Genomic DNA, 12,725 nt, shown 5'->3' on the forward strand with positions numbered 1-12,725 from the left:
TACCGAAACGCGGCATGGTCACCTCCCGCGGGCGGGAAGAGCGGACCGGGCTCCACCGAGACGAAGGAGCGTCGTCCGTGATTGATCGCCGCATCGGCGCCGAGTGCAACACCAAATATTCAGGAGGCTTGACGCCGACCCCGCACTCGGCAACCGTTCAGCATTCGTTGGGCGCAGGCACACCGTGCAGTCGCTGATCCAGCCAGAGCATCGCCTCCGGATAGCCGAGCCCGGCCGCGATGATGTGTTCGCCGAACACGCTGCGATACACCGCGGGCACGCCGAGCCTGCACTGTTCCTGGTACAGGTTGCGCGCGCCCTCGGCCGGGATCCAGAACTCCTGCTCGCCGTTGTAGATGTACAGCGGCGTCGCCGATTTCATGTCCGCCATCCTGGTGACCCGGTAAATCTGGTCGGCCACTTCGGAATTCAGCGGATCGGGGATGTTGGCCGCGATATCGATCGGCAGCATCAGGATGCCGATCGCCCCATAGGTGCTGCCGCAGAAGTTCTTCACCGGTGAGGTCGCGATCCACTGCGCCAGATTGTTCATCCGCGCCAGGATCTCCGGGCGCTCCCTGCCGATGCCGAAGACCGCGGCCATGAACACCGCCGACGCGAGGTTGCCGTTCATGCTGCGCGCGAGGATCTGATAATCCGCGGGGACGCCGCCGAGCGTGGCGCCGACGATGACGTCCGCCAATTCCGGTGCGTAGCCTGCGATCAGCTTCACCGCACCGTGCGTGGCGATGGCGCCGCCCGAGTACCCTGTCATCCCGAATCGGCTCGCGCCGAACTCGACCGGGAACTGCCCGCGGACCGCGCGGATGGCGTCGAGCACCGCATGCCCTGCCGTGATCGGCTCGGCGTAGGCCATCCACGGACCCTCGTGGTCGGGGATGAGCACGGCGTAGCCGCGCAACGCGGCGAGATAGGTCGTCGGCGGGATGAAGTCGGTGACGCTCGTGTCGGTGTTGAAGCCGTGTGCCAGCGTGTATCCGGGCGTACATGTGCGTCCGAGCGCATCGATCGGCAGGTTGTTGACCACCACCGGTCGCGGACCGGGCCCCGACCAGGCGGCCGCGGGCACCACCAGTGTCGCCGTGGCGTACGAGGGCGCGCCCTTCGCGTCGGTGGTCCGGTATTTCAAGAGCTGCGCGCGCTGAATCGGCAGCAGCATCAGCGGGGCCGTCGTCGCGGTGACGTCCCTGACCTCGATGAGCTCACCCTCGGCGAGGTCGGCCAGGTTCGCGGGCCATGCGTCGAAGATCGGATCGCCGACGTTCTCGGGCAGCACGGCCCGGTGCAGTGCGACGGTCGAAGGATGCGCACTCGAGTCGAGGATCACCGTCGACTCGGCAGGCGCGAGCGGCGGCGGCGGAATCACCTGATCGATGAACTCTTGCAGAGTAGGCAGCGGCGCAGGCGCCTCAGGCGGCGGCAACAATCCTGGTAGGTCCGCCACTTGCGGTAGCGCGGGTAGTGGCGGCAGCCCGGGAATGCCGAGTGGCGGCGCAGGCGGCTCGGCGACCGCCTGTCCCGTCGCGGTCGGGCACAGCAGTAGTAAGGCCACGGCAATGGCAGGCAAGCATCTCATGGCACACGCCTTTGGGTGCGGACGTCAGGTTCGTCTGACCCCGGGCAGATGCGGCCTTCGGCCCCCGAAATGTCCCCTACCGAACCGAGGCCAGGCAGTCAGGCTAACCGGCGCACACCCCGCGACGCGCCCAAGCGGCCGAGTCGTGCATGACACGTATCCGAACCGCAACAACCGAGCCGAATGTCGCTCGTGGCGAATCAGTTCGGCTCGGCTGCGATCACGCGGTCAGCAGTTGCTCGGCGCCTTCTCTCCTCGGAAACGGGCGTCGAGCCAGGTCAACGCCGCCGGAATGCCGAGCACCGCAGCGCTGAGATGGTCAGGCACCGGAATTTGCTCGGTCTGCACGGTTGCACCCGCTGCACACCAGCGGCGGTCGGTGTTCACCACCGCATCCACCGGGATGAGCCCGTCGATCGGCGAATGCCATTCGAACACCGGCATTTTCGGCACACCCTCGTACAGCTCGAGACTGTTCTCCTCGACGACGCGCCGTGCGGTCGCGTCGTTGATCATCGAGGTGGACTTCGCGAAGTCGAGCGCACCACGGCCCGCACCGGCCGCCAGGATGTCGTTGGTGCAGCTGTTGGCCATCTGCGCCCTGGCCGCGAGGCCACGTTCGTTCAACTGGTCGCTGAGCGGGAACCGATCCGGATACTCCCGCTCCAGACCGAGGCCGGCGGCCAAGGCGAGCCCGAACACCGGATGCGAGCTGAGGCCGAGCGCCTCCATCATCTTCACCAGGTTCATCGGCACGCCGCCCATGGCCGCGCCCGCGATCTCCAGTTCGGGCGCATACGTCGGCTGCAGTGCCGCCGCCCACGCGGTGGCCATGCCGCCGCCGGAATAGCCGACCATCGCGACCGGACTCTTCTGCACGTCGAACTGGGCGACCTGCTTGACCGCGCGAATGCTGTCCAGCGTGATCTGCCCACCGAGTTTGGCCGCGCCGTAGGCGAAGTTCGGTCCGAGATGATCGGGCAGCACCACGCTCCAGCCGCGCTGCAGCAGCACGTTCCAGCCGGGCGCCTCGCGGACGATCAGGTTCGGGTCGCCGGTGTAGAGAACGCGGGACACCGAGCATTCGGCGCCGAGTCCGTTGATGATGTGCTGGAACGACAGCAGCGGTCCGTCCTTGGCGTGCACGCGAGGGGTGAGCACCGTGGTGGTCGCCGCGATCGGCTTGCCCTCAGAACTGGTGGATCGGAATCGGACGACCGTCACCGTAGTGTCGGGAAAGATCATCAGCGGTGGCATGGGGCGCGTCGCGATGACATCGCCCGGCTGCATGTCCGCGATGTCCGCGGGCGTCGAATAGAAGGGATCGGGATCAGGGGTCGGATACAACGGTTCGCTCTGCGCGGCGCCGGCCATCGTGGCCACCAGCATCACGCCAGCGGCCAATGCGGCCAGCCTGCGCACTGATCGCCTGCGGGACACTCCCCTGCCCATCGAACGTAGGGCCTCACTCATCGATCGATACCTCTCGAAAATGGTCCACGTTGTGATCATCTTCGACAATTTTCCCGAGGACCGGCAGGGCGGACCGGAATCGTTTTGACAATTCACAAGTTTGGGGCGTCCGGTCTGTGATCGATGAGCGCGTCGCCTCGTGACACACCCCCACCGCACCGCTCGTGCGCTGTGAGATGTCCAGCCAATGGGACGGAATATGTTCGCCGCCATGCGAACCGCTCTACCTTCACTGGTACCGGCGCGGTCGCGGCGTGTCCGGGGTGAAGGGAGACGGTCGCATGGCTGGCACTGCGCGCAAACTCGCTGATCGCGACCGTGTCGATGAGCCGCCGACGCGCCGGGTCACGGTCTACTTCGACGGCCCGACCCCGGAGGACGCGATGGTCCTCGAATACGCCGCGAGCAGCACCGAGGCGTGGGAATTCACCTCGGCGGCAGTGCATGCGGGGCTCACCGTCACGGTCGACGGCATGATCCACCCCGGCTTGCGCAGACTGCCGTGCCGGTCACTCTGGCACTGAGCGGCATTTGTGGCACGGGCGAATGGATTTCGTCTCGACGACGAAAGTCACTTGTTTTCAGCAGTTTCTGCACACTGGCATCGAATGCCATTCGACACCATGTGCATTCCGGTGAGCGCTATTGCCCCGGACCGAGCACCCGACGCAGAAAAGCCATGACATCGGGCTGCGCCTCGTCCACGGTGCCGACATGGTCGCCGCGGTACACATGCGCCTCGAGATCGGTGCCCGACAAGCGCAGCTCGGCAATCAGCTTGGCGGTCAACGGCGCAGGAACCTGCATGTCCGCCAGGCCTTGACCGATGAAGAGCGGAACGGTGTATCCGTCGGTCGGGATCCGCAGCATCGCCGCGGCCGCCGCGACCAGCGCCGGGTCGTCGAGTGGCTTGGCGAGCATGGCGCCGATCGACACGTCGGCCAACCGCGCGTTGGCCTGCTCGACGCACTCCGACTCGACCACCCGCAGCGCATCCAGACCGGTCAGTGTGAGATAGCTGTCGACATCGAGTTCCGGTGCACTGGCCCGCAATCCGGCCAGCAGCATCGCCAGATAGGCGGTCGTCCTGTCCAGTGGAAGTCGTGGGATCCACGGACCCGCCAGCGGCAAGGCGAGATCCAGGTTGGCGGGCGCGCCGGTGGCCGCCGCGCCGCGCAAGGCGAGCTCAGGAGCATCGGCAGGCGCGAGATGTGCCGTGAACAACGCCGCGTGTGCGCCCTGCGACTGGCCGAGCACCGCCCATCGGGTGCCGAGCGCAGGTGCGACTGCCTTCGCCGCACGCACGGCATCGATCAGGCTGCGCGCCTGCGAAGGTCCGTCCAGATACGGGTGGACGCCCGGCGTGCCGAGCCCGACATAGTCCGAGATCACCACCGCGTACCCGGCCTCGAGCAGCTGCGGATACAGCGAATTCAGATAGTACGTCCGAGGTTCCGCCGTGAACGAGCACTGATCGGCGATCCCGGTGGTGCCGTGCGCGTACGCCACGATCGGCCAACCGCCGGGCGGCGGCGGTCCCGGCGGCAGATAGACCGCACCGGTGCTCTGCATCGGCCCGCGCGGCCCACGGGACCAATAGGTCATCCGTTCCGCCGTCGCCGCGCCCGCCACCCGGAATCGTCCGGTCAGCTCCGCCAGATTCGTCACCGTTCCCGGCCCGTCCGCCGACTGCGCCGACGCCGGGATGGCCAGTGCGAGCGCTACCGAGACCACGACCCCGGCCGTCCCCGCGATGAATCGTGTACACATCATCGACCGACTATCCCCACTGCGCGCCGTCCCGGCAAGCCATGACAATCGGTGCCAGCAAACGGCGGCGTGGTGCGAGTGACCCGCCCCCACTTCGAGGACACAAGCTCCGCCGAGCACGCCATTACGGTGAAAATGCGGTGGGCGGGTGTCGAAGGTACCGAGCGGTCGCTAGGCTCGACGGAGGACAGACGGCATGCGGGACAGCGCTGATGCCATAGCGAACCGTTGCCGTGGCACAACGCGGAGGGAGCTGGCGTGGGGTACTCGGATCGGGCAGGTCGCCGGTGGCGACCAACCGAGCCGGGAGGCCGAGTCCTAGCGGCGATGCTGCTGTGCGCCCTCGTGCTGCCTGCCGGCACGGCCTGCGGATCGGGTAGCCCCACCGCCGAGCCGACCACCGTATCGTCCACCACGACAACCATTTCCGCGCCACCTACCGCGCCGAGCGCGGTGCCTGTCGTCGATCCCTATGCCGGACAGCCGCTCATCGACCATGTCAGCTGGGTCGAGGCGATCGACGGGGCGCGGCTGCTCGTCTACCCCACCACCGCCGGGCGTCAGACCACGTTTCCCGGTGCCGACGAGCGGGCATGGCAAGAAGTGGTCGCACAGTCCGCCGACGCGGACACCCCCGGCATGCGCGACCAGTTCGTCTGTCACTGGGCGTGGGCCCGGCTGGTGCAGCCGGACAAGCCGAGCTGGAATCTGGAACCGTGGCGCCCTGCCGTCGGCTATCAGGCCACCGTCGAAGCACGCTGCAACCCGGGCGGTCCCGAACGCTGAGTGTCACAGCGACAGTGCCGGGCACCGCCCCCAACCGAGAGGACCGACCATGCGCACCGTCATCGCAGGCGGACACGGGAAGATCGCCCTGCTGCTCGCCGAGCTGCTCACCCGCCGCGGCGACCAGGTCGCTGCCCTGATCCGCAATCCGGACCACGCCGCCGATGTCACCGCCGCAGGCGCCGAACCGATCGTGCTCGATCTCGAGCACGCCACCGACGACGCGCTGCTCGCCGTCGTGAAGGGCGCGGACGCAGCGGTTTTCGCGGCGGGCGCTGGCCCGGGCAGCGGCGCGGCCCGCAAGTACGCGGTCGACAGAGACGGCTCGGTCAGGTTGGCCGCGACCGCCGAACGGGCAGGCGTGCGGCGCTTCGTCCAGATCTCCTCGATCGGTGCGGGCGAGCCGCCCGCACCCGGCACCGACGACGTCTTCGCCGCGTACCTCGACGCCAAGACGCAAGCCGAAACCGACCTGCGCGCACGGGATCTGGACTGGACGATCGTGCGGCCCGGCGGCCTGCTCGACGTCGCGGGCACCGGTCGCGTCACGTTGGCGCCACCGCCTGTCGCTCGCGGCGACATCCCCCGGGCCGATGTGGCCGCCGTGGTCGCCGAACTACTGCCCGCCACACCCACCGTCGGCGCCACGCTCGTTCTCGTGTCCGGCGACACGCCGATCGAGGCGGCGGTAGCCCAGCTCGGTGTCGCGAAAGAGCGTGCTGTCCAGACGGATTGACACGCCGCCATCGAGGGGAGAGCAACTGTGTTCAGCCGCATCGTGTCCATGAAGATCCGCGAGGGTTCGCGCGCGGATTTCCTCGACGCCGTCGCCCGCAGCGCGGCCACCTCGCTGCGCGACGAGCCGGGTTGCCTGCGCTTCGACATCTGCGCCGACCGCGTCGATCCGTACCGTTTCTTCCTCTACCAGCTGTATATCGACGACGAGGCGGCCGAGGCGCACCGTTTCACCGAGCACTTCCTCGAGCTGACGGCCGCGGCGGAGCGTTACGTGGAGCCAGGCACCCACATCGATTACAGCACCGACGTCCTTTTCAGCGGCTAATGAAACGTGGTGCAGAAGTCGGCGTCAGCAAACCTGCAGACGCCAAATCCCGCACGTGCGCTTGCAAATAGATCGTGCAGATGCACTTGCATCTGAAAGCGACGGGGACCTAAACTCAGTCCCGCAACGCTTTACAGGGGACAACCAGGGGAGGCCGCATTGGCGGGCCGAAGGCCGCAATCGCCATGGGTCCGCCGCCGCCAAACGTCAGGGGCGTTCTGATGAACCAACCACTCTCCGGCGCTCGGCTCGGTATAGCCGACGCCATACTGGTCGAGAAGCCAGCGAACGGTACAAGAATGAGCACACAGTCGGCCCGAAGCGGCCACAGGAACACCGCGTACTCGCGGGAAACCGCCGTCGCGTTCGTCATCGATGCCGTCGAGTCCACCGGTGCGGCCACCCGGGACGATTTCGATATCGACCGGATCGTCACCACCGCGCACGACGTGGTCGATGACTGGGATATCCAGGCACTGCAGCCGGCGACCTTCTGGCGGATCGCCTCCAGCTTCATCAAGCAGTGACCGGATCGGGCATCCCGGTGTCCCGTTCGCACCGAATTGCCTTGTACCGCAAGCCCTGAGCCACCTTGTTCCACCGGCGATGATCTACCCTCAGGCTCAGGGTTTGCGGCACAAGACACGAAGGCGATGACCGACATCGTGCTGCCCGAAGCCGCCCGGATCGAAATACCTGTCCCCCGTGGCGATTCGGCGCGGGCGAACAGCCAACGATCCGCCATCGGCCCGTGCCGAGGGCGAGCGGCCGCTCCCCCGTCGAATTGACGTGCGCCCCAGGCGCTTCCCAATTCCTCCGGCCTTGCCACGCCGAAATCCGTACTCTCCCTAAGGGTTCGCGCCTGCCTCAAACCCATGCCTGAGGTGCGAACTCCAAGGACTGCCACGGATCTATCGGCCACGCACCGGCCACCCCAAACCTCGCGCCGCCCAACGGCTTCCCGCCACCCGCGGCGCGCGGGACCACGATCCGCACCCCTTGTGTGGATCCGCACCCACCCTGACCGCCCGCAGAGGGTGCGGATCCTCACAAGGGGTGCGAACGTGGCCACGGGACGCACAGCGTCCCGTACACCCCTACTCCGGTGTCGCGCCCGCAGCGCGACACCGAGATCCGCAGCCGCGCTGTGGATCTGCACCCGTGCTGGGCGCCCAGCACGGGTACGGATTCCGAAAACGGTTGCGGATGGGGCGGTCTGGCGTTCAGTACCGCCGTTCCGCGGCCACCATCGTACCGGGTGCCCATTGTGGGTGCGGATTCGTAGCACCGGTGCGATGTCGGTCGTCGACAGCTCTGAAATCCAGACGCTCCAGATTCCGTGCGGCACAGCGGCCGCACGGTGCGCGCCCTCGCGCGGCGCACCAACTTCGTATCGCGCACCGCCCTCGAGCGGTGCACCGACTTTCCACTGCGCACCGCTGTCATGCGGCGCATCGACTTCACATTGCGCACCGCAGTCGCGCGGCGCATCGACTTCACATAGGGCACCGCTCTCGAGCGGCGCACCACCTTCCGGTTCCGCGCCAAACTCCCACGGCGCGATACCTTCCCATTGCGTCACAGTGACATTGCTTGCCTCAGGCACGCATCGTCTTTCGATCGCACCCACGAGCACATCCCTCGGGCCGAGATACCGCGACCGCGCATATCGAGGCGGCGCATGGCTTCTCAGGTGTTCATGGGTACAGACCTGGTCCCACATGTTCCCCTCACGGGGGGGCTGATCAGAGATCCGCAGCGTATCCCGCGAGGATCTGCATCGACTTCTCCGGTCGTTCGGCCTGCACGCTGAGACGGTCCATGACCGAGAGATACAGCGCCAGGTCCTGCCTGCGATCCAAGTAGAGCGCACTCGTCAGGTGCTCGAGATAGACGATGTCCGGGAGCTCCGCCTCAGCGAAACGGAGAATACTGAACGAGCTACCGGCGGCGGCATGCTCACCCGCCGAGTACGGCAGTACCTGAATAGTCACGTTCGGCAGCTTGGCCAGTTCGATCAGGTGCTCCAACTGCGCGCGGTGCACGCGCGGCCCACCGACGGGGCGATGCAACGCCGCCTCATCGATCACTGCCCACACGACCGGCGGGTCGGACCGGTGCAGAATCTCTTGCCTGCGCTGCCGGACCTGAACCCGTCGATCGGTATCAGCGTCCTCATACCCCAGAGACACAACCGCCCTGGCGTATTCGGGAGTTTGCAGCAAGCCTGGGACGAGATGTGCCTCGTAGGTGCGGATCTTGCTCGCTGCCTGTTCGAGGCCGAGGTAGGTGCCGAACCACTGCGGCAGCAGATCGCTGTAGCGATGCCACCAGCCCGGCTCGTTCGCCTGCTTGGCCAGCTCCAAAAACCGCTGACGCTCTTCGACGTCGTTGACGCCGTATAACGTCAGCAGGTCCCGGATATCACGTTCCTTGAAACCGGTGCGGCCCAACTCGAGACGACTGATCTTCGCATGTGAACCACGGATGGCGTCGCCCGCGGCCTCGCGGGTGATGCCCGTCCGCTCGCGAAGTCGGCGTAACTGTCCGCCCAGCGCGATACGCAGCACCGTCGGACCACGTTCGGCGACAACGGAATGCACCTGACCTTCGTCATCGGGTTCAGCGATCATTGAGTTCGTCTCCGATACTCGGGGGTTGCTCACAGTGTGTCACAACCACCTGTCGCGAAACACACCGCACCGATCGCTTATGTTACCGCTCAACTCGTCAGATAGTCGAACTCCCCGGCCTTCGCGCCGCGGACGAATGCATCAATTTCGGGACGGGTGTAGAACAGCACCCCGCCTTCCGGATGCCTCGAGTTACGTACCGCTACCTGGCCGTTGGTCGCCTCGGCGACTTCGACACAGTTCCCGCTCGGGTTGCTGTACGTGCTCTTACGCCATGCTCCAGTGACCTTGTTGGTGGATGTCTCCGACATGTTTCCCCACTCCTCGGTTGCGCCGTTTGGGTGAATCGGTTCGTGCAGATGCACGCTCAAACGTTCTTGCATTTGCACCCACACTTGGGACGATAGCACGAAGTTCGCCCCTGCGCCCCTACTAATTCGGACCACCCGGTCCGCAATGTGACGCATCAACGTTTCGACCAGAGAACCCCCAGCTCAACCGGTCGATCGCCGCTCCCGCGCCGACCTGAATCTTGCACTGTCACACTGCAGATCGGAGGTACCGACCGTTCGCGACAGTCCTGGGTTCAGCCCACCAAGGGCGTCGCCATTGCGCCACCGAGAGGCTCCCTCGCATGCCCGAACAGGACAATTCCCCCGCGATCCGAACCGCTATCCCGCACTCGGCCCGCGTCTGGAACTACTGAATGGGCGGCACCGATTATCACGAGATCGACCGGATAGCCGGCGACGCTGCCATCGAGGCCGACCCGGAGATCACCACGATGGCCGTGCAGTCACGACAGTCTTTTATCCGGACCGTTCGGTATCTTACTGGCGCAGCGGGCATCCGGCAGTTTCTCGATATCGGCAGCGGCCTGCCGACAATGCAGAACACCCACGAAAGTCGCCCAGCCGGTCGCACCCGAATCGAAGGTGGTCTACGTCGATAACGACCCGATGGTGCTGATGCCGTCAAGGGCCCTACTCAGCAACACCACACCGCAAGGCGCGTCCGCATATATAGAGGCCGACTTCAACTACCCCGAGCGCATCGTCGCCGAAGCAGGCGACGTGCTGGGCTTCGAGCAGCCGCTCGGCATCCTCTTCCTCGGCGTGCTCGGCCATGCCGAATCCTATGCCGAGCTGGTACGCATCGCCGGCACGGTGATGGCCGCCGCGCCATCGGGCAGCTATCTCGTCCTGTGGGACGGTACCGCCGACAGCGCCGAGTACGGCACGCTCTGCACGAACTACGCCGGAACCGGTGGCGCGCCGTACATTCCACGGCCGAGGGACCAGATTCGCGGCGTTTTCGATGGCTTGGCACTCGTCGAGCCCGGCTTCGTTTCCATCACCCAGTGGCGCCCCTGCGCCGACAAGGCCGGCCTGACCAGGCCGATCTCGGCCTATGGCGCGGTGGTGCGGAAGCCGTAACCTGGACGAAGGGCCGCGGGCGGCCATCGATCACAGCCGCCGTCACCGTCGAAAGGGACCCGAATTTCGCGACGACGCTCTTACAGATGTACTTGCATCTGTAAGCGACAGCGGCATAGACTCGGACTCGTATCGGGGAAGTACGCAGGCACTTCGAGCCGGCGGCGCTTACACAGCAACCTCCCCACACGCCACATGCGAGGGGCGGTCGAATGAGCCAGCCATTCCGGACTCCCCGCCGGGTTGCCGTCATCGGCACCGGCGTAGAGACCTTGCGGCAATGTCACGCACCGGAGTACGCGGTGTCCGACTGCGGTGTCGAACCCCCCGGCCTCACCTACCGGCAGGCGCGAGACATCCTGTCCGCCCACGAGGTCCACGGTCCGCAGTGCAGGCAATGGCTCGCCGCCGCCGCCTACCTCTCCGCCGGCCTCGACGACGAGTAGTCACCCGAATCCTTTGGCACACATCGATCTTCACGGTGCCAGAAGATTCCGTCGAGCATAGCGCGACACCGAACAGATTTCAGCGCAGATTGCCAGGTCACAACCGGGTCATCACACAATGGCGTAGGCTCCCAATAGATCTCGCCGATAACTCCCCACGCACACGACCCTTTCGTATAGTGAGCCGAACGATTCGGGCACAGTTCTATTACGGCCCGACGTGGCAATGGAGCGAACCGAATGACCTTCTCCGCGCTGGATCTGTCCGATAATTCGTCCGACACGGCGCTCGAAATCGGTGGGCAGCCAGCGTCGATGCCACTTCAGAACACCGACCGAGTCGCCTCACGCATGGTGGGCTACTTCGCCAACATTATGGCACCGTGCCGTTCCTTGCCCGGTGAGCAGTTGCGCGGCGACGTCACCAAACTGACCCGCAGCTGCCTCGGTTTGGTGGCCGAAATGTTCGACCGCAGAACGGTACCCGGCGACGAACAGTTCGGCGAGGTACGCGAAGCGGCCACGCAGTGGGCCAGGGAAGGCGTGCCGCTCAGCACCATCTTGCGCGGCTACCACGAGGGCGTGCGCATCGCGTTCGGTCTGGTCACCGCGCCTGCGCGGGCCGACGACGTCGGCGAACTCCTCGTCGCCACCGACCTCATGCTCGAACTGCTGGAGGCGATCACCGCCGCGGTGGCCGACTCCTATGTAGAGGAACAGCACCTGGTCGCCAAGGAACATCAGACCGCCACGCAGACGCTGGCATCCGCGCTGCTGAGCGGGCGGGGCAGCTCGGCGCTCGCCAGACAGGCGGGCATACCGATCGCCGACTCGTATCAGGTTGTCGCCCTATCTCTTTCGGAACATCCCGATGAGCGGGATCCACGCGTCGACAGCAATGTCGCCGCCCGCCGCAAACTCCGCAGGCTGCAGTCCGCGCTGGCCACCGTGTTCGCATCACGGGCGCTGGCACTGCTCAGCACCAAGGGCGGCACCATGCTCGTCCCGATCGGCGACGGCGACGTCACGGCCATGAACACCGAAACGCTCTGCCGATTATCCGAGGCGGCCGAGGTGCCGCTCACCGCGACGGTGGTCGCCAGCGACACCGACGAGGTACCCGAGTCCGCCGACCAAGCGCACGAACTCCTCAATCTCGTTCGGGTGGGCGGTAAGCCCCCTGGCCTCTATCAAATGACCGACCTCGCGGTGGAATACCAGCTGACCCGCGGTGGTCCGGCCACCCGGCGCATCGCCACCATCCTCGAACCGCTCGAAGCCCATCCCGAACTGTTCGACACGATGCGCGCCTACCTCGGCAACGACATGAACCGCCAGCTCACCGCACGTCAGCTCTATGTCCATCCGAACACCGTCGACTATCGACTACGCCGCATCGCGCAGCTCACCGGCGTGGACCTGGCCACCTCGGCGGGGATTTCCCAGGCGGCGATCGCCCTGCTCGCGCGGGATCTCGACCGCAGAGGTGACGGCAGCAGGCGGAGTCGGTGGAGTGGGTAG

General features: G+C 66.1%; 14 protein-coding genes. 9 read left to right on the forward strand and 5 right to left on the reverse strand.

The genetic code is table 11. The annotated features are described in order from the left end of the window. Positions 1-157 precede the first annotated feature (157 nt). Complete coding sequence (locus tag NA11_RS06520) at positions 158-1,597, reverse strand: lipase family protein (RefSeq protein WP_069160853.1); 1,440 nt, start codon at positions 1,595-1,597, stop codon at positions 158-160. A gap of 228 nt (positions 1,598-1,825) precedes the next feature. Further along, positions 1,826-3,049: a lipase family protein gene (locus NA11_RS06525; RefSeq protein ID WP_069160854.1), complete on the reverse strand. Its 1,224-nt coding sequence runs from the start codon at positions 3,047-3,049 to the stop codon at positions 1,826-1,828. A gap of 302 nt (positions 3,050-3,351) precedes the next feature. Between NA11_RS06525 and NA11_RS06530 the strand changes: the two genes are divergently transcribed. Then, positions 3,352-3,594, forward strand: coding sequence for a hypothetical protein (locus tag NA11_RS06530; protein WP_069160855.1), 243 nt, complete (start codon positions 3,352-3,354; stop codon positions 3,592-3,594). Positions 3,595-3,712: 118 nt separating this feature from the next. On the opposite strand, the gene NA11_RS06535 is transcribed toward NA11_RS06530, so the two are convergent. Beyond that, a complete protein-coding gene (locus tag NA11_RS06535) occupies positions 3,713-4,840 on the reverse strand; it encodes an alpha/beta hydrolase family protein (protein ID WP_069160856.1) in 1,128 nt (375 codons plus the stop codon). A 258-nt stretch (positions 4,841-5,098) separates the two neighbouring features. Here NA11_RS06535 and NA11_RS06540 point away from each other — a divergent pair, with 258 nt between their 5' ends. From NA11_RS06540 to NA11_RS46510, 4 genes are all read left to right on the forward strand, one after another. Further along, positions 5,099-5,626, forward strand: coding sequence for a DUF2599 domain-containing protein (locus NA11_RS06540; protein ID WP_245745746.1), 528 nt, complete (start codon positions 5,099-5,101; stop codon positions 5,624-5,626). 49 nt (positions 5,627-5,675) lie between these two features. Continuing rightward, positions 5,676-6,362 (forward strand): NAD(P)H-binding protein, encoded by a 687-nt coding sequence (locus NA11_RS06545; protein WP_069160858.1) that lies wholly within the window; start codon positions 5,676-5,678, stop codon positions 6,360-6,362. Between the two features lie 27 nt (positions 6,363-6,389). Next, on the forward strand, positions 6,390-6,689 hold the full coding sequence (locus NA11_RS06550) for a putative quinol monooxygenase (protein ID WP_069160859.1): 300 nt from the start codon (positions 6,390-6,392) through the stop codon (positions 6,687-6,689). A gap of 299 nt (positions 6,690-6,988) precedes the next feature. Next, positions 6,989-7,216, forward strand: a complete 228-nt coding sequence (locus tag NA11_RS46510) for a hypothetical protein (protein ID WP_069160860.1) — start codon at positions 6,989-6,991, stop codon at positions 7,214-7,216. Positions 7,217-8,434: 1,218 nt separating this feature from the next. Here NA11_RS46510 and NA11_RS06560 read toward each other — a convergent pair. Both NA11_RS06560 and NA11_RS06565 read right to left on the reverse strand, forming a co-directional pair. Continuing rightward, complete coding sequence (locus tag NA11_RS06560) at positions 8,435-9,322, reverse strand: Sco1979 family transcriptional regulator (protein ID WP_141717445.1); 888 nt, start codon at positions 9,320-9,322, stop codon at positions 8,435-8,437. Between the two features lie 89 nt (positions 9,323-9,411). Then, the gene (locus NA11_RS06565) at positions 9,412-9,633 is read right to left on the reverse strand and encodes a DUF397 domain-containing protein (protein ID WP_069160990.1); all 222 of its coding nucleotides are present in this window, start codon (positions 9,631-9,633) and stop codon (positions 9,412-9,414) included. Positions 9,634-10,028: 395 nt separating this feature from the next. Here NA11_RS06565 and NA11_RS47000 point away from each other — a divergent pair, with 395 nt between their 5' ends. From NA11_RS47000 to NA11_RS06580, 4 genes are all read left to right on the forward strand, one after another. Continuing rightward, positions 10,029-10,274 carry an SAM-dependent methyltransferase gene (locus tag NA11_RS47000; RefSeq protein WP_281196824.1) on the forward strand — a complete coding sequence of 82 codons (246 nt, stop codon included), beginning with the start codon at positions 10,029-10,031 and terminating at the stop codon, positions 10,272-10,274. A 7-nt stretch (positions 10,275-10,281) separates the two neighbouring features. Further along, a complete protein-coding gene (locus tag NA11_RS06570) occupies positions 10,282-10,758 on the forward strand; it encodes an SAM-dependent methyltransferase (protein WP_281196825.1) in 477 nt (158 codons plus the stop codon). 212 nt (positions 10,759-10,970) lie between these two features. Next, positions 10,971-11,204 (forward strand): hypothetical protein, encoded by a 234-nt coding sequence (locus tag NA11_RS06575; protein ID WP_069160861.1) that lies wholly within the window; start codon positions 10,971-10,973, stop codon positions 11,202-11,204. A 240-nt stretch (positions 11,205-11,444) separates the two neighbouring features. After that, a complete protein-coding gene (locus NA11_RS06580; protein ID WP_069160862.1) occupies positions 11,445-12,725 on the forward strand; it encodes a PucR family transcriptional regulator in 1,281 nt (426 codons plus the stop codon).

This window comes from Nocardia altamirensis NBRC 108246, from assembly GCF_001612685.1.
Lineage (GTDB): Bacteria > Actinomycetota > Actinomycetes > Mycobacteriales > Mycobacteriaceae > Nocardia > Nocardia altamirensis.

Excerpts from the sequence above, each read along its gene's own strand:
- NA11_RS06560 (WP_141717445.1), bottom strand. The coding sequence starts at position 9,322 with ATGATCGCTGAACCCGATGACGAAGGTCAGGTGCATTCCGTTGTCGCC.
- NA11_RS06570 (WP_281196825.1), top strand. The coding sequence starts at position 10,282 with ATGGTGCTGATGCCGTCAAGGGCCCTACTCAGCAACACCACACCGCAA.
- NA11_RS46510 (WP_069160860.1), top strand. The coding sequence starts at position 6,989 with ATGAGCACACAGTCGGCCCGAAGCGGCCACAGGAACACCGCGTACTCG.
- NA11_RS06520 (WP_069160853.1), bottom strand. The coding sequence starts at position 1,597 with ATGAGATGCTTGCCTGCCATTGCCGTGGCCTTACTACTGCTGTGCCCG.
- NA11_RS06575 (WP_069160861.1), top strand. The coding sequence starts at position 10,971 with ATGAGCCAGCCATTCCGGACTCCCCGCCGGGTTGCCGTCATCGGCACC.
- NA11_RS06545 (WP_069160858.1), top strand. The coding sequence starts at position 5,676 with ATGCGCACCGTCATCGCAGGCGGACACGGGAAGATCGCCCTGCTGCTC.
- NA11_RS06565 (WP_069160990.1), bottom strand. The coding sequence starts at position 9,633 with ATGTCGGAGACATCCACCAACAAGGTCACTGGAGCATGGCGTAAGAGC.
- NA11_RS06580 (WP_069160862.1), top strand. The coding sequence starts at position 11,445 with ATGACCTTCTCCGCGCTGGATCTGTCCGATAATTCGTCCGACACGGCG.
- NA11_RS47000 (WP_281196824.1), top strand. The coding sequence starts at position 10,029 with ATGGGCGGCACCGATTATCACGAGATCGACCGGATAGCCGGCGACGCT.
- NA11_RS06530 (WP_069160855.1), top strand. The coding sequence starts at position 3,352 with ATGGCTGGCACTGCGCGCAAACTCGCTGATCGCGACCGTGTCGATGAG.
- NA11_RS06525 (WP_069160854.1), bottom strand. The coding sequence starts at position 3,049 with ATGGGCAGGGGAGTGTCCCGCAGGCGATCAGTGCGCAGGCTGGCCGCA.
- NA11_RS06535 (WP_069160856.1), bottom strand. The coding sequence starts at position 4,840 with ATGTGTACACGATTCATCGCGGGGACGGCCGGGGTCGTGGTCTCGGTA.